The organism is Pseudomonas cichorii, assembly GCF_003700275.1.
Lineage (GTDB): Bacteria > Pseudomonadota > Gammaproteobacteria > Pseudomonadales > Pseudomonadaceae > Aquipseudomonas > Aquipseudomonas cichorii_B.
Window position 1 is genome coordinate 149,815 of sequence record NZ_RBRE01000017.1, and the last position, 21,109, is coordinate 170,923.

Consider the following 21,109-nt stretch of genomic DNA (forward strand, 5'->3'; position numbering starts at 1 on the left):
TTTCCGACTACGGGCTTTTTGGAAAGTGCGATGCAATTTCTGCAAATTGCTGAACTTTTCTCTGCCTTTTCCTGACAGAAACAGAGAGCGTCGCCATCGCTGCGCTCTTTCACACTTCCAGGGAGAACTGCCATGAGTGATCACCGCACCTACAAGAAGATCGAGCTGGTTGGCTCGTCGACCACCAGCATCGAAGACGCCATCAACAATGCGATTTCAGAGGCCAGCAAAAGCCTGCAGTATCTGGAGTGGTTCGAGGTGACGGAAACCCGCGGACACATTGAAAACGGCAAGGTTGCGCACTATCAGGTGACTCTCAAGGTAGGCTTTCGCATCGCCAACAGCTGATAGGCTCTGAATCTTTTCACTGGCCGATTGCCATAATTTCCGCTACAGATAGAACTCACTGCCACGCACCTGCTGCGTGGCAGTCGTTATTGTGTGCTTCATCATGAAGTGCCTGTATTTGTCAGACGAGGGAGTGTTATTGATGAAGAAGTTGCTATTGGCAGTGACGTTGCTGAGCCTTACGGGAACCGCCATGGCGGCCAGGAATTGCGAGGAGCTCAAGGCGGAAGTCGATGCGAAGATCAAGGCGCATGGCGATTTCCCGTTCACACTTGAAATTGTCCGCACTGAAGATGTCCGTGACGCCAAAGTGGTCGGCTCCTGTGACGCCGGGAGAAGCAAGCTCATTTACAAGCGCGGCTGATGTCCTGCGCGGATGAATGCGCTCCCGCAGTGCAGGAACGCATTCATTCGCGAACAGCAACCTTACCCTCGCGCAACCTGCGCCAGAATTTCATAAGACCGCAACCGATCCTCATGCTCGTACATGTCGCAGGTGAAGATCAGTTCATCGGCATCGGTCTGCTCCAGCAGCACATCCAGTTTGGCGCGGATCTTTTCCGGACCGCCGACCATCGCCAGCCCCAGAAAACTCGCCACAGCCTCTCGTTCGTGAGGCAACCACAGCTTTTCCATCGACTCGACCGGCGGACGCTGCACCAGGCTGTGTCCGCGCATCAGCGCCAGAATGCGCTGGTAGACCGAAGTGGCCAGGTATTCGGCATGCTCGTCGGTGTCGGCGGCAGCCAGCGGTACTCCCAGCATCACATAAGGTTTGTCGAGCACTTCTGAAGGCTTGAAGTGATTGCGGTAGACGCGAATCGCCTCATGCATGTAGCGCGGCGCGAAATGCGAGGCGAAGGCATAGGGCAGCCCGCGCATCCCGGCCAGTTGCGCGCTGAACAGGCTCGAACCCAGCAACCAGATCGGCACATTGGTGCCCGAGCCCGGTACGGCGATCACTTTCTGATCAGCCGTGCGTGGTCCGAGGTAGCTCATCAACTCGGCAACATCATCGGGGAAGTCGTCGGCGCTGCCGGAGCGTTCACGGCGCAGGGCCCGGGCGGTCATCTGATCCGAGCCGGGCGCACGCCCAAGGCCCAAATCGATGCGGTCCGGATAGAGGCTGGCAAGGGTGCCGAACTGCTCGGCAATCACCAGTGGCGCATGGTTGGGCAGCATGACGCCGCCAGCCCCGACGCGAATCGTCGAAGTGCCTCCCGCCAGATAGGCCAGCAACACAGAAGTCGCCGAACTGGCGATACCGTCCATGTTGTGGTGCTCGGCAACCCAGAAGCGGTTGTAGCCCAGCTTTTCGACATGTTGGGCCAGGCTCAGGGAATTGCGCAGTGATTCTGCAGGGCCTTTGTCCTGGCGCACCGGCACCAGGTCCAGGGTGGAAATCTTTATATCCGTCAAACGTTTCATAGGCCGCGGCTTCTCCTCGAAATGTGTTGGGCAGAGCCCATGATGAAACAGCAGTGCGGGCGCAAGGACTGCTTTTCAATGGCTGCTCCGAAAAAAGACCTAGTAAAACACTAGGACTTATACGTTGAACTTTCCAGGACTGGCTATCCTCAGAACCTTGGCTACGGTTTCAACATTACCTATTTCCATCAGGAGGCATCATGAGCATCGTCAAGAAAGCATCAGCGCACTGGGAAGGTGATCTCAAGAGCGGCATCGGCCATATATCTACCGAAACAGGCGTGCTGCGCGAAGCGCCTTATGGCTTCAAGGCCCGTTTCGAGGGCGGCAAGGGCACCAACCCTGAAGAGCTGATTGGCGCGGCCCATGCAGGCTGCTTCTCCATGGCCCTGTCGATGATTCTCGGTAATGCCGGCCTCAAGGCCGACAGCATCGATACCCAGGCTGACGTGACACTGGACCAGGACAGCGGCGGATTCTCCATCACTGCCGTGCATCTGGTGCTCAAGGCCAAAGTGCCAGGCGCAACCCAGCAACAGTTCGACGAACTGACCAAGCAGGCCAAAGAAGGCTGCCCGGTTTCCAAGGTGCTGAATGCCAAGATCACTCTGGATGCCACCTTGCTCGGCTGATCGAGAGCGTTGCATCCGATGACCCGGCCAACCCAGTTGCCCGGGTCATTTTTTTGCGGGTCAGAACCAGATGCGGGCGGCAATGGTCGTATGCAGGACTACAGCACAGACAAGGCTCTGTGCGTCTTATCGAAGGAATCGGGCATGAAACGCTTTGCTTTGACCATCAGCTGTATCCTGCTGACAACCAGCGCCCTGGCGGCCCCCAAGTCCTGTGAAGAACTCAAGGACGAGATCGAAGCCAAGATCCAGGCCAACAACGTCACCTCCTACACCCTGGAAATCGTCCCCAACGACGAAGTCCACGATCAGAACATGGTGGTGGGTAGTTGCGACAACGGCACCAAAAAAATCATCTATCAAAAGAACGATAGCTGATCAGATGCAGTGAATATCCCCTTCATTGGCCAGGACCTTGCGCTCGGCATCGTAAAGTCTGGCGGTGATTTCATTGGCCAGTGTGCGGGCCTCGATCATGTAGCGCTGGCCAGCCGCGAAGTGGTCGTATTCGATATCGATGAAACAGGTAATGTCGGTGTAATCGTCACTGATCATCCCCAATCCGCCTGAGCGATATTCGTAATCGAAACGGATCTGCAGCTCGTGGCGACCGGGCGTGACCTGAAAGTAACGACCATCCTCGGTGTTCTTGCCATCGAGCTTGTCGGCCATCACCAGCCTGCCGGTCATGGTGCGCATGTCGACCCAGGCCATGGCCGGATCGACGGCAGGCAAGGGCGTGGTGCACCCGGCAAGGGTGCCGAGGGCGAGAGTCAAGGCGATCAAACGCATGGCAGGCTCCGGAGGTTGGCGGATGACGATGATAGTTGCGTAATACCCTGGCTGTCCTGCATAACGCTTTCTATCCCTGTCTTGAAGGCCGTGTATGCCACGACTCAATGTTTTACGTCTTTGGCGCAGTTTGCCGGTAGTGGCGATGCTTTTGCTGTGTGGCTGCTCCAGCCTGTCGTACTACGGCCAGTTGGCCAGCGGTCAACTGCAACTGTTGCAGGCACGCGAGTCGATCCCCGACATCCTTTCCGACCCCACGCGCGATGCGAAATTGCGTCAGCGCCTGGCCTATGCCCAGGAAGCGCGAACCTTCGCCAGCGCCCATCTGCATCTGCCGGACAACAAGAGTTATCGCCTGTACGCCGATCTGGGTCGTCCTTATGTCGTATGGAACGTATTCGCGACCGATGAGTTCTCTCTGGACCCGGTAACCCATTGCTTTCCGATTGCCGGTTGCGTGGCCTATCGCGGTTATTACAGCCAGGGCGGCGCACGAGGCGAAGCGGCCTTGCAGCGCCAGGCCGGCAAGGATGTTTATCTGAGCGGCATCGAAGCCTATTCGACGCTGGGCTGGTTCGACGATCCGATCCTCAGCTCAATGCTGGGCTGGGGCGAGGAACGCCTGGCGACGCTGATCTTCCACGAACTGGCGCACCAGCGTTTTTATGTAAAGAACGACACCGAGTTCAACGAGTCCTACGCCAGCTTTGTCGAGCAGGAAGGCACTCGCCAATGGCGTGCGGCACGCGGGCTCGCGCCGGAGAACATTTCGCAGTCCACCCGCCGTGATCAATTCATCCGCCTGGTGCTCGATACCCGGGAACGGCTCAAGACGCTGTATCACCAGCCGCTGAGTGCCGAGGTGATGCGCGTGCGCAAAGCCGCTGAATTCGAGCGTTTGCGCCACGAGTACCGACAGTTGCGCGACGTGCAGTGGGGCGGCGACAAGCGTTTCGATGCCTGGGTCAACTCACCGATGAACAACGCCAAGCTGCTGCCTTTCGGTCTTTACGACCAATGGGTGCCAGCATTTGAGGCGCTGTTCAAACAGACCAAGGGCGATTGGCCTGCGTTCTTCACCGCCGTGGAAAAGCTGGGCGATTTGCCCGCCAAAGAGCGCAAGGCAAGCCTGCAACAGTTGATGATGGCCCGGCAGGAGTGAATTCATTCGCGAAAAGCCAGTGCATTCACAGAAAACGTGGCAGCAGGAATGCCGTCTTCGCGGATGAATCCGTTTCTACCGACGACATCTACGCCGCCACAAAGGCCTTATGCATCTCGGCCATGGTTACAAAATGGTAGGTCGGCGCTTGCGCAGTCAGTTCTTCGTGACTGCCAAAGCCATAGCCCACTGCCGCAACATCCAGCCCGTTGCGTAGCCCGCCGATCAGGTCATGTTTGCGGTCACCGATCATCAGGGTCTGTGCCGGGTCCAGCTTTTCCTGTTCCAGCAGATGGGCGATCAGTTCCACCTTGTCGGTGCGGGTGCCATCCAGCTCGCTGCCGTAGATCACCTTGAAATGTTTGGCAAAGTCGAAGTGCCGGGCGATTTCATGGGCGAAAACCCAAGGCTTGGACGTTGCGATGTAGAGCGTTTTGCCCTGCCCAGCCAAGGCCTCAAGTAATTCGGGCACACCCTCAAACACCTGGTTTTCGTACAGCCCGGTGACCTTGAAGCGTTCGCGATAGAAATTCACGGCTTCCCAGGCGCGGGCCTCGTCCATGGCATAGAACTGCATGAACGCTTGCAGCAGTGGCGGGCCGATGAAGTGTTCCAGCCGGGTGATATCCGGCTCGTCGATGCCCAGGCGCGCCAGGGCGAACTGGATCGAGCGGGTTATCCCCAGGCGCGGGTCGGTGAGGGTGCCGTCGAGGTCGAACAGGATATTTTGGTAATGCATGAAATCTCGCCAGTGAGTGCGTAAAAGGGCCTATGGATAACTCAGGGCTGGTCATAACCTTCAGCCAGGTGCTGATCCTTGAGCTTCACGTAATTGGTCGCGCTATAGGGGAAAAAGGCGATTTCCTTTTCAGTCAGCGCCCGCATTTGCTTGACCGGTCGCCCTACATACAGGAATCCGCTTTCCAGAACCTTGCCCGGCGGCACCAGGCTGCCAGCACCGATGATCACCTCATCTTCCACCACCGCACCATCCATGATGGTGGTGCCCATGCCGACCAGAATCCGGTTGCCGATGGTGCAGCCATGCAGCATCACTTTATGGCCGATGGTCACTTCATCACCGATCAGCAACGGAAAACCATCCGGGTTGAAAGGACCGGCATGGGTGATATGCAGCACGCTGCCGTCCTGCACGCTGGTGCGGGCACCGATACGGATGCGGTGCATGTCGCCACGGATGACGGTCAGTGGCCAGACGGAGCTGTCGGCACCAATCTCGACGTCGCCGATCACCACGGCGGAATAATCGACAAAGGCTCGCTCGCCAAGGGCTGGGGTGTGGTCCTGGAACTTGCGGATGGCCACGATAGGCTCCTTCTCTGGTCGTGATAGATACGCGATGCAGGTTTCAATGCTGCGGTCGGCGTCGATTGTAATTAAGATGCGTGAGTGTTTCTTCCAGCCAAGGTGCAAAACCGTGAGCGCGAACAACCCTCTTCTGCAATCGTACGACCTGCCACCTTTCTCGGCGATCCGTGCCGAGCATGTAAAACCTGCCATCGAGCAGATCCTGGCCGATAACCGTGCCGCGATTGCCGACATTCTGGCCAGCCAGGGTTCGACACCGACCTGGGCCGGGCTGATCCTGGCGATGGATGAATTGAATGATCGCCTGGGCGCTGCCTGGAGCCCGGTCAGCCACCTGAACGCGGTCTGCAACAGCGCCGAGCTGCGCGAAGCCTATGAGTCGTGCCTGCCTGCACTGAGCGCCTATTCCACCGAGATGGGCCAGAACCGCGAGCTGTTCCAGGCCTATGAAGCCCTGGCCAACAGCCCTGAAGCGGCTAACTTCGATGTGGGCCAGAAGACCATTCTGGAACAATCGCTGCGCGACTTCCGTCTTTCGGGTATCGACCTGCCGCCCGAGCAGCAGAAGCGTTACGCCGAAGTGCAAAGCAAATTGTCGGAGCTGGGCAGCCAGTTTTCCAACCAGTTGCTCGACGCGACCCAGGCCTGGACCAAACTGGTCACTGACGAATCGGCGCTTGCCGGCCTGACCGATTCGGCCAGACAGCAAATGGCGGCTGCCGCCAAGGCCAAGGATCTGGAAGGTTTCCTGATTACTCTGGAATTCCCCAGCTACTACGCGGTAATGACCTACGCCGAAGACCGCGCCCTGCGCGAAGAAGTCTATGCGGCCTACTGCACTCGCGCTTCGGACCAGGGCCCGAATGCAGGCAAGAACGATAACGGCCCGGTCATGGAGCAGATCCTCGACCTGCGCCAGGAACTGGCTCAACTGTTGGGCTTTGTCAGCTTCTCCGAGCTGAGCCTGGCGACCAAGATGGCCGAGTCCAGCGATCAGGTGCTGAGTTTCCTGCGCGATCTGGCCAAGCGCAGCAAGCCTTTTGCCGAGCAGGATCTCAAGCAGCTCAAGGCTTATGCCGCCGAACAGGGTTGCCCGGACCTGCAAAGCTGGGACAGCGGTTTCTACGGCGAAAAACTGCGCGAGCAACGCTACAGCGTTTCCCAGGAAATCCTGCGCGCCTACTTCCCTGTGGATAAAGTGCTGAGCGGCCTGTTTGCCATTGTCCAGCGTCTGTACGGCATCGAAATCGCCGAACAGAAAGGCTTCGACACCTGGCATCCGGATGTCCGCCTGTTCGAGATCAAGGAGAACGGCCAGCACGTCGGACGTTTCTTCTTCGACCTGTATGCCCGCGCCAACAAGCGCGGCGGTGCCTGGATGGATGGCGCCCGCGACCGTCGCCGCACCGCCGAGGGCCGTCTGCAGAACCCGGTGGCGAATCTGGTCTGCAACTTCACCCCAGCGGTTGGCGGCAAGCCAGCCTTGCTGACCCACGATGAAGTCACCACGCTGTTCCATGAATTCGGCCATGGGCTGCATCACCTGCTGACGCGCGTCGAGCATGCCGGGGTTTCCGGGATCAACGGCGTGGCGTGGGATGCGGTCGAGCTGCCGAGCCAGTTCATGGAAAACTGGTGCTGGGAACCGGAAGGCCTGGCCTTGATTTCCGGTCACTACGAGAGCGGCGAAGCACTGCCGCAGGACCTGCTGGAAAAGATGCTCGCCGCCAAGAATTTCCAGTCCGGGCTGATGATGGTCCGCCAACTGGAGTTCTCGCTGTTCGACTTCGAGCTGCATGCCACTCATGGCGACGGCCGTGCGGTACTGGAAGTGCTGGAAGGCATCCGCGACGAAGTCTCGGTAATGCGCCCGCCGGCCTATAACCGCTTCCCGAACAGCTTCGCGCACATCTTCGCCGGAGGCTATGCCGCCGGTTACTACAGCTACAAATGGGCTGAAGTGCTGTCCGCCGATGCGTTCTCCCGCTTCGAGGAAGATGGTGTACTTAATGCCGAAACCGGTCGTGCATTCCGCGAAGCGATCCTGGCCCGTGGCGGCTCTCAGGCACCAATGGTGTTGTTCGTCGATTTCCGCGGACGCGAGCCGTCGATTGACGCACTCTTGCGTCACAGTGGCTTGAGTGAGGAAGCGGCAGCATGACCGATACACCGGTAGTCATTACCAAGAAACGCTTTATCGCCGGGGCAGTCTGCCCGGCGTGCAGCGAGCCCGACAAGCTGATGATGTGGAGCGAAGACGACGTGCCCCATCGCGAGTGCGTGGGTTGCGGCTACAGCGATACGCTCAATGAGCAAGGCCTGTCGATTCCCAGGGAACTGGGTACGCGGGTCAACAAGATCGCGGTCAAGCCAGCGGACCCGAAGGTCCAGGGCGTGCAGTTCTTTCCGAATCCGAAGCTCAAGAAGCCGGTTGATCCGAGTTGAACCGCTGATAGCCGGATCATGATAAAAACGGGAAGCGCTCGGTGAGTGCTTCCCGCTTCATGGATTAGCCCATGTGGATCCTGGCGAATGCCTGCGCAAGATCGATAAGGATTTGATCATCACGGCTGTCATGACCAGCCTGGTCGTCTACATTCGTATTCCCGGAAACCGTATCGAAGTTGCCATCCTTGCTGGAAGAAGAGACGAAGGCTACATATTTGAGCTCAGCTCTGTCTGTTTTCCTCCTGTTTTCCTGATCCACCCTGTCCTGAGCGGGCGCTTGTTGCACGTCCTTATATTCATAAAACTCAACCAGTACTTCAGGACTCTGGTCGTCTTCAAAGTCTTCTTTTGATAGCCGAAGCTCATACCTAGCCATCGTTCACCTCATTTATTCATATAGGGTCTGGTGAAAGCCCGGCCTACAACTTGACAATAAAGCCAGGAACCTACACAGCATAGGCTCACGCTGCAAAGGCCATGTAGAGTTTTAAGAACACCTGAACTTATTGTGCACCCTTGAAATAACCAAAAGAGATTTGACCATCAATCGACTTGCTGGCTTCGACGCGCACGTCATTATTTTCGTAGGAAGTATTAAAACTTTTGATAACGACAGGCCATGTAATATCACGTTTTATGGTGACTATCGTTCGCCCCTGGGAGAAACTTCCATCCGGATGGCCGGTCATGGTAAAGGACGTGCCCGCTTTGGCTTTGATAATTTTGACAGAACGTATTTCATCATTTGAACAGCCCAGGCTGTTATTCTTCATCTTGACATTGTGAGTACTGTTAAACGGAATCGTACAGTCCAGATTCTGACTGGCGCTGTTGCCTTCATACGCGGCGATGGCCGCATCGGAAAAATTGCCAGGCGTTCGACCGACTTGAACGCGGGAAACCTTGCCATTCAGATTGTTATTCCGGATGTAGACGATTTGATAGTCGGCGTTATTACTATTTTGCTCGAAACTGGAGATGACGACATGCTCTTTTATACCGATGTCCCGCTTGACATCAATAATGGCGTAATCATCTGCTCGACTACCCCCGCCATTGTCGAATAGCGTGATTCGGGTACCTTTGCTGATCCCTGATAACGACAGGGATTGTGCCTCATCGTTTTCACAACCCTGAGTCGGCAGAGTGAGGGTTTTAGAGCCACTGGGAATGACGCAAACGGTGTCCCTCTTTTTATCCGCATTGCCACCTTCCCATAGATAGATGCCTCCCTGAGTCAGGGCCCGGGCATAAGGGAAAGCATCACCGTTCTGGTAATTGTTGATCCCCATGAAATTCGGTTCTGCGCCACAATTGGCAGCACGCCGCATCAGGTAGGTCAGGTTGTTATCGTACTTGGCTGAATCAGGAATGGTTGAAGTGACGGTATGAAACTGGTTCATCAGGAACAGACGGTTCCATTGTTTGCCTGTGTTTTTGGCGACCTTGCGGGTATTCAGCGGAATATCCTTCCAGCGGGTAGGGCATGAAAAATTATGCGCCGCATAGATATTGGAAGCTATAGGGCCGAGGGTGTCCCAGTGGTTCTGCTTTATCCAGTCCTGATCAAAAAGCACGGTAACGGTTTTTGCACCCACGGTGTAATTTCCACTCACTTCACGTTTGTCCGTCATGAGAATAAGGCGATTATTCTTATGGGCCATTTCGTTCAGCGTTGGCCAGCTCTCGGCGCCGAAGTTGCCAGGGTTGAACGAGTAGTCTGCCAATTCCGGTATGGCGTTGAATACTTCCTGCATGTCACTGCGACTGACATAGGTCTCAAGAAAAATCGTCACCACTTCCGACGTATTTTTTTTCAGGAACGGGATGAATTCATTCTTCAGCTGATTACCAAGCGGGCCGTAGCAGGCGAGGGTCTTGTGGCACACCTTGATACGATTGATGCCTGTCTTGTTGTCGGGATAAAGATCAAGCATGAAACCACGCACACCGTCGTTCAGTTGCCTGGGCATCTCGGCCAGATTCTGATTGATTTTTTCATAGGAGTTATGGGTCGTAACCCAGTGATACTGGTCGAACGGTTTGCTCTTGTCCGCGAAGTTGGCCGCCTGTGCCGTTGCAAGAGTCAATGACAGGAGCGCCGCTCCAGTAAGTGTGTGCAATGCATATTTATTATTCATGATTGAAATCCTTTTCAATGTTATTCAGGTCCAGTAACAGGACATGTACAAGTACTCTTCCATGAGTGCTTCGGGTAGCAGTAATAGATGAATACGCCGCCCGGTGGAACCTGCTTATTGTTACCGGCTTTTAATAAGTGTCAGTGGCAAAGCCTCTCAGCCAGTGAAACCACACCACCTGTCAGGCGGGAAATATTTTTTTCGGGCAGCTACCTATTTTGCTGTACTGTATGCATAAACAGTATTCGAGTCTTCCTCATGGTCAGCACACCTTCGATTCGCGGCCGTGGCACTGCCACCAATCCACACAATCGCTTTGCGCCCCAGCGGTCAGTCGCCGAGGACGACGGCTGGTATCAGGAGGTCCCGCTGACCCAGGGCACTCAGGTCATCCACGAAACGTCCAAGAGCATCATCACCCGCAATACCTCGCCGGACATTCCCTTCGATCGTTCGATCAATCCTTACCGGGGCTGCGAACACGGCTGTATCTACTGCTTCGCAAGGCCCAGCCATGCCTATTGGGACATGTCGCCGGGGCTGGATTTCGAGACCAAGCTGATCGTCAAGACCAATGCGGCAGCGCTGCTGGAACAGCAGCTTTCCAAACCCGGTTACCAGTGCGCGCCTATCACGCTGGGCGCCAATACCGACCCGTACCAGCCCATAGAACGCGAACAACGCATCACCCGCGCAACCCTGGAAGTCCTGCTGCGCTATCGCCATCCGGTGTCGATCATCACCAAGGGCTCGCTGATCCTGCGCGACCTCGATCTGCTGGCCGAAATGGCCCGGTTGCAGCTGGTTTCGGTATTCATCAGCCTGACTACCCTGGATGACGAACTCAAGTGCATTCTTGAACCCCGGGCAGCGGCGCCCAAGGCGCGCCTGCGGGCGATTCGGGTCTTGCGCCAGGCAGGCATTCCGGTGGGCGTGTTGTGCGCGCCGATGATTCCGATGATCAACGACAGCGAACTCGAAGCCCTGCTCAGTGAAGCCAAGGCTGCCGGTGCGCTGAGCGCAAGCTATGTGATGCTGCGCCTGCCGCTGGAAGTGGCGCCGCTGTTCGATGAATGGCTGCGCACACATTATCCGCAACGTGCGGAACATGTGATGAGTCTGATACGTCAAACCCGAGGCGGTGAGCTCTATAACAGCGAGTTCGGCTCGCGGATGCGGGGCGAGGGGCCTTTTGCCGATCTTCTGGCCAGGCGTTACGCAATTGCGACCAGCAAGCTGGGACTCAATCGCCGCGAAAGCTTTCAACTCGACTGCAGCGCCTTTTGCCCGCCGGGAGGGCAGATGTCGTTGCTGTAATGTAGTTGAAGTACAGGAAATGGCGTCCTAGAGCTGTCGCATTCAGTTTCACTTAAGCTTGAGTGGTTAATCTGTAAATCGGAGTGATGCCCGCGGTAGCGTTCAATGGAATTGTTCGCTATGCCAGACAAAAGGGCCCCGGTCCGGTTTCGCTTAAAGAAAGCATGAAAAATCCACATCAATCCGTCAGAGAGGATGAAGACATGAGAGACATGGATAAACAGCAGTCGGCTACCTCAGCCAGTGAACAGCCGACATTGAGTAGTGCTGAGGTAGCTCTGCAACACATCGTGGATGGCTTCGTGCACTTTCGCCATGAGGTCTTCCCTCAGCAGGAAGAGTTGTTCAAGAAGCTGGCCACGGCGCAATCGCCTCGCGCCATGTTCATCACCTGCGCAGACTCGCGCATCGTGCCTGAACTGATTACCCAGAGTTCCCCAGGCGACCTGTTCGTCACCCGTAACGTCGGTAACGTCGTTCCACCTTACGGCCAGATGAACGGTGGTGTTTCAACAGCCCTCGAGTATGCGGTTTCGGCTCTGGGCGTACAGCACATCATCATCTGCGGGCACTCCGATTGCGGCGCAATGCGTGCCGTACTCAACCCTCAAAGCCTCGATAAAATGCCGACGGTAAAAGCCTGGCTGCGTCATGCAGAAGTTGCCCGTACGGTTGTCGAGAACAACTGCAGCTGCTCTGGCGAAAAGGAAACGATGCACGTCCTGACTCAGGAAAACGTGATCGCCCAGCTCCAGCATCTACGTACTCACCCTTCGGTTGCCTCCAAAATGGCCAGTGGTCAGTTGTTCATCCATGGTTGGGTCTACAACATCGAAACCAGTGAAATTCTGGCTTACGACTCGGAAGTGGATCGTTTCCGGCCACTCGATGGCGATGGCCCGACACCCATGGCTACCCCGAAACCGCGTTTCTAGTCGCCTGATTCAACGCACGACTGGCGGTAAAAACCTCTTTTAGCCTATGGCGGTTGCGCAGGATGCGCGCCGCCAGGCTTTGTTACGTCTGAAGAGATCCCGGAGAAGCATCATGGGTACTACAGCACTGAAATCCGTTTTACCACGGGAGCTGCTCGCTTCCGTGGTGGTGTTCCTGGTTGCCCTGCCGTTGTGCATGGGGATCGCAATTGCTTCAGGCATGCCGCCAGCCAAAGGTCTGATCACAGGCATCATTGGTGGCCTGGTGGTTGGCTGGCTGGCGGGCTCGCCCTTGCAGGTCAGTGGTCCGGCTGCGGGACTGGCCGTTCTGGTATTTGAACTGGTGCGCGAGCACGGCATGGCCATGCTCGGCCCGATCCTGCTGCTGGCCGGTCTGCTGCAACTGTTGGCCGGGCGCTTCAAGCTCGGTTGCTGGTTCCGTGTAACGGCACCGGCAGTGGTCTACGGCATGCTGGCAGGTATCGGTGTGCTGATCGTGTTATCGCAGATGCATGTGATGTTCGATGGCGGGCCGAAGCCTTCCGGACTGGATAACCTGATCGCATTCCCTGCAACGCTGGTCCAGGCCGTCGGCCCGGGTTCCGGCATGTACGCTGGCATGCTGGGTCTGGGCACCATCCTGGTGATGTGGTCGTGGGACAAGTTGCGTCCACAGTCACTGCGCTTCGTTCCGGGAGCCTTGCTGGGTGTCGGCATTGCAACCGGGATCAGCCTTGCGATGGCACTGGAGGTCAAGCGCGTTGAAGTGCCTGACAATCTGGCCGATGCCATTGACTGGTTGCGCCCGGCGGACCTTCTGAATCTGGCCGATCCTGCAATCCTGATTGCCGCCATCGCCGTGGCCTTCATCGCCAGCGCTGAAACCCTGCTCTCGGCGGCTGCCGTCGACCGCATGCACAGCGGCACGCGCTCTGACTTCGACAAGGAGTTGAGTGCGCAGGGCGTAGGTAACATGCTTTGCGGCCTGGTCGGTTCGCTGCCAATGACCGGCGTTATCGTTCGCAGCTCGGCGAACGTTCAGGCAGGTGCCACAACCCGTTTCTCGACGATTTTCCATGGCCTCTGGCTGCTGGCCTTCGTCCTGCTGCTGTCGAGCGTGCTGCAAAGCATTCCGGTGGCAAGCCTGGCGGGTGTGCTGGTCTACACGGGCCTCAAGCTGGTGGACCTCAAGGCATTTCGTGGCCTGGGTCGTTATGGCCGCATGCCGATGTTCATCTATGCCGCCACAGCGTCGTCGATCATCTTCACTGACCTGCTGACCGGTGTACTGGTCGGTTTCGGTCTGACTCTGGTCAAGCTGGCACTCAAGGCTTCGCGCCTGAAGATCAGCCTGGTGCAACTGGAGGCCGAAGGCGAGATGGAACTGCGTCTGGTAGGTGCTGCAACCTTCCTCAAGGTACCGGCGCTGACCAAGGTGCTGGGCAGCATCCCGCAAGGCAGTACCGTGCACGTTCCGCTGAACAACCTGAGCTATATCGATCACTCTTGCCTGGAATTGCTGGAAGAGTGGGGACGAGCCAATGCCGCTCAGGGTACGAAACTGCGCATCGAGTCGCGCGGCTTGAAGCGTCGTCTGGAAGGGCGTGTTTACACGACAACCGGAATCGGGGCCGCCGCCAGGTAGTCCTCGTCAGCGGTGGGCGTCTTCGCGAAGCAGCGGAGCGCCTGCCGACTCTTCTTCCCTTGCTTGCAAGGATATTCTTGCAACGCGCAGCAGCATCAGGCCTCGGGGCGTTCCAGCTCCAGGCCGATCCCCAATTGACGTGACAGACACGGCCAGAGTTTCCACGCGGCTTCAGTGTCAGGGCTGCCAAGGCGGTCACGATAGGTTTCGACCGACTCCAGAGCAAAACTGTCTTCATCGAGTAGCTGGTCAACGGCGTGATGGACGGCTTCGTCGAGCTGGTTGGCAAACTCTTCACCAATCAACTGGTGGGCAATCAGGCTGGCGACGGTGGTGTTGGAAGGAATCAATGGCTGGCCGAAGTGCTTGATGTAGATATCGTTCACTTCTTCCATCAGGCGATGCGCCAGATAAGCCTCATCCAGCAAACTGTCGAGCCCTTCATGGCCGGCCATGATCGAGGGTGGCGCGATGAAAAACTGTTCGGCAATCTTCAGGACAGGTTTTATCTGCCCCTCTATACCTGCCCGAACTGCAACTTCATAAGCGGCGTCCAGCAAGTCCGGCACCAATTCGATATAGGCAGAAACAAAGCGCGTCAAAACACCTTTTGCGTCGACATCGGGAATATCGATGGCGGGATGCAAGTGCGGGAGTTGGCTTTCCAGCTGTTGTAGCAATTGGCCAGTTTCGGCTTCGTGTTTATGTGCACGCTGAATCTGCTCGCGCAATGCGGCGGTGTTCATGAAGGCTCCTGAAGGCTTAAAACCAGGTAATTTTGTGATGGAAGTCATACGTTAGCCTGATTGGCTCGTTTCCTAAGACGCATTTTTCATAACTAAGTAACATTTATATGTATTGGTTATTAAAAGACTCTTTGAAGCGCTCTAACCTGCGCCTTTGATAGACGCCCCTCCATCTATATGGATAGATCCCGACTCGCGTTGCGCACTCTCCAGCTGTGTCTATACTCGGCTGTGAAGGAAGTTGGCTGATGGCCGCAACGCTGTAGACCTGGCAACCCTGGGCATGATGTCAGTGGATTCGCAAGCCACTCCTTGGCCGCAGATCGAGACTGCGGATCACATGCCTGGGGGACCCCGCGATGAAGCGACGTCCATACGTTTGGATAGGTGTTGCGTTGTGGCCAATATCTGGTCAGGCGCAGGCAGCCTGGACAACGAATATGACGCCTGGCGCTTCTGCCGTCAGCAATGCGGTATTCGATCTGCACATGACCATCTTCTGGATCTGTGTGGTAATCGGACTTGCGGTATTCACCGCCATGTTCTGGTCGATGCTCATGCATCGACGTTCCATCGGGCAGAAGGCTGCCCATTTCCACGAAAACACCACCGTCGAAATTCTCTGGACCCTTGTACCCTTTCTGATTCTGGTGGCCATGGCGATCCCGGCGACCCGCACCCTGATCAACATGTATGACGCCAGCGAGTCGGATGTCGATATCCAGGTCACCGGCTATCAGTGGAAATGGCACTACAAATACCTGGGGCAGGATGTCGAATTCTTCAGCAACCTGGCGACCCCCACCGAGCAGATCCACAACCGCGATCCCAAGAGCGAACATTACCTGCTGGAAGTCGATCAACCGCTGGTCCTGCCGGTGGGCGAGAAGATCCGCTTTCTGGTGACCGGCGCCGACGTGATCCATTCCTGGTGGGTGCCTGCTTTCGCGGTCAAGCGCGATGCCATTCCGGGGTTCGTCAATGAGGCCTGGACCCGTATCGAAAAGCCCGGCATCTATCGCGGCCAATGCACCGAGCTGTGCGGCAAGGATCACGCTTTCATGCCGATTGTGGTGGAGGCCAAGTCACCGGCCGATTACCAGACCTGGCTGGCCGGGCGCAAGGAAGAAGGCGCAAGGCTCAAGGAGCTGACCAGCAAGGACTGGACCCGCGAAGAACTGGTCGCCCATGGCGACAAGGTCTATCACACCGTTTGCGCTGCCTGCCATCAGGCCGAAGGGCAGGGCATGCCGCCGCTGTTTCCGGCGCTCAAGGGTTCGCCGATAGCGACCGGCCCAATCGAAGGGCACCTGAACATTGTGTTCAACGGCAAACCGGGAACGGCCATGGCGGCCTTCGGCAAACAACTGTCGGAGGTCGATATCGCCGCAGTCGTGACCTACGAACGCAATGCCTGGGGTAACGCCAAGGGCGACATGCTCAGCCCCAGGGATGTGCTGGCCCTCAAGCAGGCCCAGCAGTGAACTGGCCAATGGTTTTGCGCAGAACTTGCTCGTGAACAGAGGATAGCGGACATGAGTACCGTGATCGATGACCATGGCCAGACAGGCCATGACCACGCGCATGGTCCCGCCAGGGGCCTGATGCGCTGGGTGCTGACCACCAATCACAAGGACATCGGCACGATGTACCTGTGGTTCAGTTTCACCATGTTCCTGCTCGGTGGTTCGTTCGCCATGGTGATTCGTGCCGAACTGTTCCAGCCGGGCCTGCAGATCGTCGAACCGGCCTTTTTCAATCAGATGACGACCATGCACGGCCTGATCATGGTCTTCGGCGCGGTGATGCCGGCTTTCGTCGGCCTGGCCAACTGGATGATTCCGCTAATGATCGGCGCACCGGACATGGCCTTGCCCCGGCTGAACAACTTCAGTTTCTGGCTGCTGCCTGCCGCCTTCCTGTTGCTGGTTTCCACGCTCTTCCATCCGGGCGGCGGGCCTAACTTCGGCTGGACCTTCTACGCCCCGCTATCGACGACCTACGCACCCGAAAGCGTGACATTTTTCATTTTTGCCATCCATATGATGGGAATCAGCTCAATCATGGGCGCAATCAATGTGATCGCGACCATCCTCAACCTGCGGGCACCGGGCATGACGCTGATGAAAATGCCGCTGTTCGTCTGGACCTGGCTGATCACCGCATTCCTGTTGATCGCGGTCATGCCGGTCCTGGCTGGCTGCGTGACCATGATGCTGATGGACATCCACTTCGGCACCAGCTTCTTCAATGCGGCGGGCGGCGGGGATCCGGTGCTGTTCCAACATGTGTTCTGGTTTTTCGGCCACCCCGAGGTGTACATCATGATCCTGCCGGCCTTTGGCGCAGTCAGTTCAATCATTCCCGCGTTCGCGCGCAAGCCGCTGTTCGGCTACACCTCGATGGTCTACGCCGTGGCGAGCATCGCCTTCCTGTCGTTCATTGTCTGGGCGCACCACATGTTCGTGGTCGGCATTCCGTTGGTGGGTGAGCTGTTCTTCATGTACGCGACGATGCTGATTGCCGTGCCGACCGGCGTCAAGGTGTTCAATTGGGTCAGTACCATGTGGCAAGGCTCGATGAGCTTCGAGACGCCCATGCTGTTCGCCGTGGCGTTCGTGATCCTGTTCACCATCGGTGGCTTTTCGGGATTGATGCTGGCGATAGCGCCAGCGGACTTCCAGTATCAGGACACCTATTTCGTGGTCGCGCATTTCCACTATGTTCTGGTACCTGGCGCGATCTTCGGCATTTTCGCCTCGGCCTATTACTGGCTGCCAAAGTGGACCGGGCACATGTATGACGAAACCCTGGGCAAGCTGCATTTCTGGCTGTCCTTCGTGGGCATGAACATGGCGTTCTTCCCGATGCACTTCCTGGGTCTGGCCGGCATGCCACGGCGGATTCCGGACTACAACCTGCAATTCGCCAACTTCAACATGATGTCGTCGATCGGCGCCTTTACCTTTGGCGCGACCCAGTTGCTGTTCCTGTTCATTGTGATCAAGACCATTCGCGGCGGGCCGCCAGCCCCCGCCAAACCATGGGACGGCGCCGACGGACTGGAGTGGACGCTACCTTCGCCCGCGCCTTATCACACGTTCAGCACGCCGCCAGAAGTGAAGTGAGTAACGACATGAGCGAAAACCATTCGACCCGCAGGCTTGTCCCGCGCCTGCTGCTGATCGTGGCACTGATGTTTGCCTTCGGCTTCGCGCTGGTGCCCTTGTATGACGTGATGTGCAGGGCCTTTGGCATCAATGGCAAGACCGGCGACCAATATCAGGGATCGCAGGTGATCGATCAGGAGCGGCTGGTGCGCGTGCAGTTCATCTCCACCAATTCGGTGGACATGGTCTGGGCATTCTATCCGCGCAGCGACGAGATCGAAGTTCACCCGGGCGCCGTCAACGAGATGATTTTCGTGGCGCAGAACCCCACCGACAAGGCGATGACCGCGCAAGCCGTACCCAGCATTTCGCCGGGCCAGGCCGCGGTTTATTTCCACAAGACCGAATGCTTCTGTTTTACCCAGCAGATGCTGCAACCGGGCGAGCGGATCGAGATGCCAGTGCGTTTCATCGTTGACCGCGACCTGCCCAGGGACGTGAAACACCTGACCCTGGCTTACACGTTGTTCGACATCACTGCACGCCAGCCGCCGGTTCTGCCGGTCGCGAAAAACGGTGGCTGAAGGAGACGCTCACATGGCTACGCCCCATGAGCATTACTACGTTCCGGCCCAAAGCAAATGGCCGATCATTGCCACGCTGGCCTTGCTGGTCACGATGTTTGGCCTGGGCACCTGGTTCAATGACCTGAAGGCGGCACGGCCCGAGTCCAACGGGCCGTTGATCTTTTTCATCGGCGGACTGCTGGTGGCCTACATGATGACCGGCTGGTTCGGCACGGTCGTCAAGGAAGGCCGGGCCGGCTTGTACAGCGCGCAGATGGACCGTTCGTTTCGCTGGGGCATGGCCTGGTTCATCTTTTCGGAAGTGATGTTCTTCATGGCGTTCTTTGGCGTGCTGTTTTATGTGCGCGTCTGGACTGGTCCCTGGCTGGGCGGCGAGGGCGCCAATGGCATCTCGAACATGTTGTGGCCGAACTTTCAATTCCAGTGGCCGCTGCTCGATAACCCGGACCCGAAACTGTTCCCGGCACCCAAAGGCGTCATCGACCCGTGGCATCTGCCGCTGATCAACACCGTGCTGCTGGTCAGTTCCAGCGTCACCATCACCTTCGCGCACCATGCCTTGAAAAAAGCCCATCGCACTGCACTGAAAGGCTGGCTGGCGGTGACCATTGTGCTGGGGTGCAGCTTTCTGTTCCTGCAGGTCGAAGAGTACGTGCATGCCTATCAGGAGCTGGGCCTGACCCTGGGCTCGGGCATCTATGGCGCGACTTTTTTCATGCTGACCGGGTTTCACGGCGCTCACGTCACCATCGGCACGCTGATCCTGGCGGTGATGCTGCTGCGGATTCTGCGCGGACACTTCGACGCCGAGCAGCAGTTTGGCTTCGAGGCGGCGAGTTGGTACTGGCACTTCGTCGATGTGGTGTGGGTGGGCCTGTTCATCTTTGTCTATGTCTTGTGAAGCCATTACCAGTTCACATGTGAAACCAGCTGGCCGCTGTAGAAGCCCCAGGCAATCAGCGCCAGCGTCAGAGAGGCCAGGATGACCCGCAGGGTCAGGACCTTGAGCAGGCGGGTCGACTGGTTGTCGTCCTTGATCAGAAAGAACAGGCCGCTGAACAGGCAGGTCACGGTGGCCGCCAGCATAAGAACAATCGCTGCTTTGAGCATGAGAAGACTCCAGGAGCAATCGCGATGGTGCAATGGAGTATAGGCAGGGCCATACCGCCAGAGCGGACGACAGGATGAAGCGCTCGATCCGCCGTTCGGCGCCTGTACTGCTGGTTCTGGCATTGCTGCCACTGCTGGTCATGCTCGGTTTCTGGCAATTGGACCGGGCCGCAGAAAAGCGCGGGATTCTCAGCCATTACGCCGAACGCCAGGCGGCCGAGCCGGGCGATAGCGCCCTGATGCTGGAGGCCGAAGACGCTGCCTACCGACGGGTACACCTGCAGGGCTATTTCGATGCGGCCCATAGCCTGCTGCTCGATAACAGTACCCGTGACGGCAAGGCCGGTGTCGAGCTGCTTCAGCCGTTCATGGACCAGCCCAGCGGGTTATGGCTGTGGGTCAACCGTGGCTGGTTGCCCTGGCCGGATCGCCGCTCACCTCCGCTATTCACCACTCCAGACCAGCCGCAGGCGCTGAATGCCCGGATCCATGTGCCGCACGGCGAGGGCTTTCAACTGCATACCGATGCGCCGACTGAAGCGTGGCCAAGACTGGTGACGGTCGTCATGCCGGACAGGCTCTGGGGAGAGCTGGGGCGCAAAGGTTACGCCCATGAATTACGCCTTGAGCCAGGCAACGCAGCGTATCGCGTCGACTGGCCGGTGGTGGCGATGGAGCCGCAGAAACACGTGGGCTACGCCGTGCAGTGGTTCGCTCTGGCTACGACCTTGCTCGGCCTCTGCCTGTATCGGGTCTGGCACCACAGAAAAACCCGGGAGAAGAGCAATGGGAACCGCCATGAACCCCGTCGGCGTATCTGAGCTTCGCAGGCGACGTCGAGGGCGCCTGCAGTTGCTGGTGTTGTTGCTGCTGGCCATCGGGCCCATGATCCTGGCCACTTGCATGTATCGACTCAACTTCTGGATACCGGACGGCCGCAGTTATCACGGCCAGTTGATCGGCAACGGGCAAAGCCGCACCGACCTTGGCGTACAGGCCGACGAGCAGCGCTGGCAACTGCTGGTCAGCGCGCCCCGCCAGTGCACTGCCGATTGCCAGCATCTGGTCTATCTGGCGCGGCAGATCCACACCGGCCTGGGCCGCGACGCCCATCGCGCCAGCCATGCCCTGGCCACAGCGCTAACGCTCGATGGCGAATATGTCGGGAAACTTCAGCAGGAATATCCACAGCTACAGCGCTATGCGCTGGATGTTGGCCGCTACCGGAAGCTTGCACCGGAGCTCGATGCGCCAATGCTCTGGATCGTCGATCCCCACGGCAATCTGGTGTTGCGTTACGACGCAGGGGTCAAGGGCAAGGAATTGCTCAACGATCTGCGCCAGCTCCTGAAACTGTCGAACATCGGATAAAGGGAGGT

At 57.5% G+C, this 21,109-nt stretch carries 24 protein-coding genes; 16 read left to right on the forward strand and 8 right to left on the reverse strand.

Annotated elements, in window-relative coordinates; translation table 11 throughout:
• Positions 1–132 precede the first annotated feature (132 nt).
• Positions 133–348: a dodecin gene (locus ALQ04_RS05610; RefSeq protein WP_122314852.1), complete on the forward strand. Its 216-nt coding sequence runs from the start codon at positions 133–135 to the stop codon at positions 346–348.
• Positions 349–490: 142 nt separating this feature from the next.
• Complete coding sequence (locus tag ALQ04_RS05615; RefSeq protein ID WP_122314908.1) at positions 491–712, forward strand: DUF1161 domain-containing protein; 222 nt, start codon at positions 491–493, stop codon at positions 710–712.
• 62 nt (positions 713–774) lie between these two features.
• On the opposite strand, the gene ALQ04_RS05620 is transcribed toward ALQ04_RS05615, so the two are convergent.
• A complete protein-coding gene (locus ALQ04_RS05620) occupies positions 775–1,776 on the reverse strand; it encodes an LLM class flavin-dependent oxidoreductase (RefSeq protein ID WP_122314853.1) in 1,002 nt (333 codons plus the stop codon).
• Positions 1,777–1,976: 200 nt separating this feature from the next.
• On the opposite strand from ALQ04_RS05620, the gene ALQ04_RS05625 reads away from it, so the two are divergent.
• The gene (locus ALQ04_RS05625; RefSeq protein ID WP_122314854.1) at positions 1,977–2,408 is read left to right on the forward strand and encodes an OsmC family protein; all 432 of its coding nucleotides are present in this window, start codon (positions 1,977–1,979) and stop codon (positions 2,406–2,408) included.
• A gap of 144 nt (positions 2,409–2,552) precedes the next feature.
• Positions 2,553–2,786 (forward strand): DUF1161 domain-containing protein, encoded by a 234-nt coding sequence (locus ALQ04_RS05630; RefSeq protein ID WP_122314855.1) that lies wholly within the window; start codon positions 2,553–2,555, stop codon positions 2,784–2,786.
• Here the strand turns inward: ALQ04_RS05630 and ALQ04_RS05635 are convergent, their stop codons facing one another.
• Positions 2,787–3,200, reverse strand: coding sequence for a hypothetical protein (locus tag ALQ04_RS05635; RefSeq protein WP_122314856.1), 414 nt, complete (start codon positions 3,198–3,200; stop codon positions 2,787–2,789).
• Between the two features lie 94 nt (positions 3,201–3,294).
• Here ALQ04_RS05635 and ALQ04_RS05640 point away from each other — a divergent pair, with 94 nt between their 5' ends.
• Positions 3,295–4,362, forward strand: coding sequence for an aminopeptidase (locus tag ALQ04_RS05640; RefSeq protein WP_122314857.1), 1,068 nt, complete (start codon positions 3,295–3,297; stop codon positions 4,360–4,362).
• Positions 4,363–4,450: 88 nt separating this feature from the next.
• On the opposite strand, the gene ALQ04_RS05645 is transcribed toward ALQ04_RS05640, so the two are convergent.
• Positions 4,451–5,101 (reverse strand): HAD family hydrolase, encoded by a 651-nt coding sequence (locus tag ALQ04_RS05645; protein WP_122314858.1) that lies wholly within the window; start codon positions 5,099–5,101, stop codon positions 4,451–4,453.
• Positions 5,102–5,142: 41 nt separating this feature from the next.
• A complete protein-coding gene (locus tag ALQ04_RS05650) occupies positions 5,143–5,688 on the reverse strand; it encodes a gamma carbonic anhydrase family protein (RefSeq protein ID WP_122314859.1) in 546 nt (181 codons plus the stop codon).
• A 76-nt stretch (positions 5,689–5,764) separates the two neighbouring features.
• Between ALQ04_RS05650 and prlC the strand changes: the two genes are divergently transcribed.
• Together prlC and ALQ04_RS05660 are read left to right on the forward strand one after the other, a co-directional pair.
• Positions 5,765–7,852, forward strand: coding sequence for an oligopeptidase A (gene prlC / locus ALQ04_RS05655; protein WP_183142115.1), 2,088 nt, complete (start codon positions 5,765–5,767; stop codon positions 7,850–7,852).
• Entirely contained in the window at positions 7,849–8,136 is a 288-nt protein-coding gene (locus tag ALQ04_RS05660) for a YheV family putative zinc ribbon protein (RefSeq protein ID WP_122314861.1), read from the forward strand. The genes prlC and ALQ04_RS05660 overlap by 4 nt, the downstream gene beginning before the upstream one ends.
• A 64-nt stretch (positions 8,137–8,200) precedes the next feature.
• On the opposite strand, the gene ALQ04_RS05665 is transcribed toward ALQ04_RS05660, so the two are convergent.
• Together ALQ04_RS05665 and ALQ04_RS27140 are read right to left on the reverse strand one after the other, a co-directional pair.
• Entirely contained in the window at positions 8,201–8,515 is a 315-nt protein-coding gene (locus tag ALQ04_RS05665) for a hypothetical protein (protein WP_122314862.1), read from the reverse strand.
• Positions 8,516–8,642: 127 nt separating this feature from the next.
• A complete protein-coding gene (locus ALQ04_RS27140) occupies positions 8,643–10,280 on the reverse strand; it encodes a hypothetical protein (protein WP_259644935.1) in 1,638 nt (545 codons plus the stop codon).
• Positions 10,281–10,538: 258 nt separating this feature from the next.
• Here ALQ04_RS27140 and ALQ04_RS05675 point away from each other — a divergent pair, with 258 nt between their 5' ends.
• The 3 genes from ALQ04_RS05675 (at position 10,539) to ALQ04_RS05685 (ending at position 14,177) form a co-directional block, all read left to right on the forward strand.
• The gene (locus ALQ04_RS05675; protein ID WP_122314863.1) at positions 10,539–11,597 is read left to right on the forward strand and encodes a PA0069 family radical SAM protein; all 1,059 of its coding nucleotides are present in this window, start codon (positions 10,539–10,541) and stop codon (positions 11,595–11,597) included.
• A gap of 203 nt (positions 11,598–11,800) precedes the next feature.
• A complete protein-coding gene (locus ALQ04_RS05680; RefSeq protein ID WP_122314864.1) occupies positions 11,801–12,532 on the forward strand; it encodes a carbonic anhydrase in 732 nt (243 codons plus the stop codon).
• Positions 12,533–12,644: 112 nt separating this feature from the next.
• Complete coding sequence (locus tag ALQ04_RS05685) at positions 12,645–14,177, forward strand: SulP family inorganic anion transporter (RefSeq protein WP_122314865.1); 1,533 nt, start codon at positions 12,645–12,647, stop codon at positions 14,175–14,177.
• A 95-nt stretch (positions 14,178–14,272) separates the two neighbouring features.
• On the opposite strand, the gene ALQ04_RS05690 is transcribed toward ALQ04_RS05685, so the two are convergent.
• Positions 14,273–14,923, reverse strand: a complete 651-nt coding sequence (locus tag ALQ04_RS05690) for a hypothetical protein (protein ID WP_122314866.1) — start codon at positions 14,921–14,923, stop codon at positions 14,273–14,275.
• Positions 14,924–15,282: 359 nt separating this feature from the next.
• On the opposite strand from ALQ04_RS05690, the gene coxB reads away from it, so the two are divergent.
• The 4 genes from coxB to ALQ04_RS05710 are packed head-to-tail and all read left to right on the forward strand — an operon-like array spanning position 15,283 to position 19,521.
• A complete protein-coding gene (gene coxB, locus ALQ04_RS05695) occupies positions 15,283–16,407 on the forward strand; it encodes a cytochrome c oxidase subunit II (protein ID WP_122314867.1) in 1,125 nt (374 codons plus the stop codon).
• 51 nt (positions 16,408–16,458) lie between these two features.
• Positions 16,459–18,051, forward strand: a complete 1,593-nt coding sequence (gene ctaD / locus ALQ04_RS05700; RefSeq protein WP_122314868.1) for a cytochrome c oxidase subunit I — start codon at positions 16,459–16,461, stop codon at positions 18,049–18,051.
• An 8-nt stretch (positions 18,052–18,059) separates the two neighbouring features.
• Positions 18,060–18,617 (forward strand): cytochrome c oxidase assembly protein, encoded by a 558-nt coding sequence (locus tag ALQ04_RS05705; RefSeq protein ID WP_122314869.1) that lies wholly within the window; start codon positions 18,060–18,062, stop codon positions 18,615–18,617.
• A gap of 13 nt (positions 18,618–18,630) precedes the next feature.
• Positions 18,631–19,521: a cytochrome c oxidase subunit 3 gene (locus ALQ04_RS05710; protein WP_122314870.1), complete on the forward strand. Its 891-nt coding sequence runs from the start codon at positions 18,631–18,633 to the stop codon at positions 19,519–19,521.
• 5 nt (positions 19,522–19,526) lie between these two features.
• Here ALQ04_RS05710 and ALQ04_RS05715 read toward each other — a convergent pair whose 3' ends face one another.
• The gene (locus tag ALQ04_RS05715) at positions 19,527–19,730 is read right to left on the reverse strand and encodes a twin transmembrane helix small protein (protein WP_122314871.1); all 204 of its coding nucleotides are present in this window, start codon (positions 19,728–19,730) and stop codon (positions 19,527–19,529) included.
• A 74-nt stretch (positions 19,731–19,804) separates the two neighbouring features.
• Between ALQ04_RS05715 and ALQ04_RS05720 the strand changes: the two genes are divergently transcribed.
• Positions 19,805–20,551 carry an SURF1 family protein gene (locus ALQ04_RS05720; protein WP_122314872.1) on the forward strand — a complete coding sequence of 249 codons (747 nt, stop codon included), beginning with the start codon at positions 19,805–19,807 and terminating at the stop codon, positions 20,549–20,551.
• A complete protein-coding gene (locus ALQ04_RS05725) occupies positions 20,517–21,101 on the forward strand; it encodes a hypothetical protein (protein ID WP_122314910.1) in 585 nt (194 codons plus the stop codon). Before ALQ04_RS05720 ends, ALQ04_RS05725 begins: the two co-directional genes overlap by 35 nt.
• Positions 21,102–21,109 lie beyond the last annotated feature (8 nt).

Coding starts and splice junctions, on each gene's coding strand:
- ALQ04_RS05610 (WP_122314852.1), top strand. CDS start 133: ATGAGTGATCACCGCACCTACAAGAAGATCGAGCTGGTTGGCTCGTCG.
- ALQ04_RS05615 (WP_122314908.1), top strand. CDS start 491: ATGAAGAAGTTGCTATTGGCAGTGACGTTGCTGAGCCTTACGGGAACC.
- ALQ04_RS05620 (WP_122314853.1), bottom strand. CDS start 1,776: ATGAAACGTTTGACGGATATAAAGATTTCCACCCTGGACCTGGTGCCG.
- ALQ04_RS05625 (WP_122314854.1), top strand. CDS start 1,977: ATGAGCATCGTCAAGAAAGCATCAGCGCACTGGGAAGGTGATCTCAAG.
- ALQ04_RS05630 (WP_122314855.1), top strand. CDS start 2,553: ATGAAACGCTTTGCTTTGACCATCAGCTGTATCCTGCTGACAACCAGC.
- ALQ04_RS05635 (WP_122314856.1), bottom strand. CDS start 3,200: ATGCGTTTGATCGCCTTGACTCTCGCCCTCGGCACCCTTGCCGGGTGC.
- ALQ04_RS05640 (WP_122314857.1), top strand. CDS start 3,295: ATGCCACGACTCAATGTTTTACGTCTTTGGCGCAGTTTGCCGGTAGTG.
- ALQ04_RS05645 (WP_122314858.1), bottom strand. CDS start 5,101: ATGCATTACCAAAATATCCTGTTCGACCTCGACGGCACCCTCACCGAC.
- prlC (WP_183142115.1), top strand. CDS start 5,765: ATGCGTGAGTGTTTCTTCCAGCCAAGGTGCAAAACCGTGAGCGCGAAC.
- ALQ04_RS05660 (WP_122314861.1), top strand. CDS start 7,849: ATGACCGATACACCGGTAGTCATTACCAAGAAACGCTTTATCGCCGGG.
- ALQ04_RS05665 (WP_122314862.1), bottom strand. CDS start 8,515: ATGGCTAGGTATGAGCTTCGGCTATCAAAAGAAGACTTTGAAGACGAC.
- ALQ04_RS27140 (WP_259644935.1), bottom strand. CDS start 10,280: ATGAATAATAAATATGCATTGCACACACTTACTGGAGCGGCGCTCCTG.
- ALQ04_RS05675 (WP_122314863.1), top strand. CDS start 10,539: ATGGTCAGCACACCTTCGATTCGCGGCCGTGGCACTGCCACCAATCCA.
- ALQ04_RS05680 (WP_122314864.1), top strand. CDS start 11,801: ATGAGAGACATGGATAAACAGCAGTCGGCTACCTCAGCCAGTGAACAG.
- ALQ04_RS05685 (WP_122314865.1), top strand. CDS start 12,645: ATGGGTACTACAGCACTGAAATCCGTTTTACCACGGGAGCTGCTCGCT.
- ALQ04_RS05690 (WP_122314866.1), bottom strand. CDS start 14,923: ATGAACACCGCCGCATTGCGCGAGCAGATTCAGCGTGCACATAAACAC.
- coxB (WP_122314867.1), top strand. CDS start 15,283: ATGAAGCGACGTCCATACGTTTGGATAGGTGTTGCGTTGTGGCCAATA.
- ctaD (WP_122314868.1), top strand. CDS start 16,459: ATGAGTACCGTGATCGATGACCATGGCCAGACAGGCCATGACCACGCG.
- ALQ04_RS05705 (WP_122314869.1), top strand. CDS start 18,060: ATGAGCGAAAACCATTCGACCCGCAGGCTTGTCCCGCGCCTGCTGCTG.
- ALQ04_RS05710 (WP_122314870.1), top strand. CDS start 18,631: ATGGCTACGCCCCATGAGCATTACTACGTTCCGGCCCAAAGCAAATGG.
- ALQ04_RS05715 (WP_122314871.1), bottom strand. CDS start 19,730: ATGCTCAAAGCAGCGATTGTTCTTATGCTGGCGGCCACCGTGACCTGC.
- ALQ04_RS05720 (WP_122314872.1), top strand. CDS start 19,805: ATGAAGCGCTCGATCCGCCGTTCGGCGCCTGTACTGCTGGTTCTGGCA.
- ALQ04_RS05725 (WP_122314910.1), top strand. CDS start 20,517: ATGGGAACCGCCATGAACCCCGTCGGCGTATCTGAGCTTCGCAGGCGA.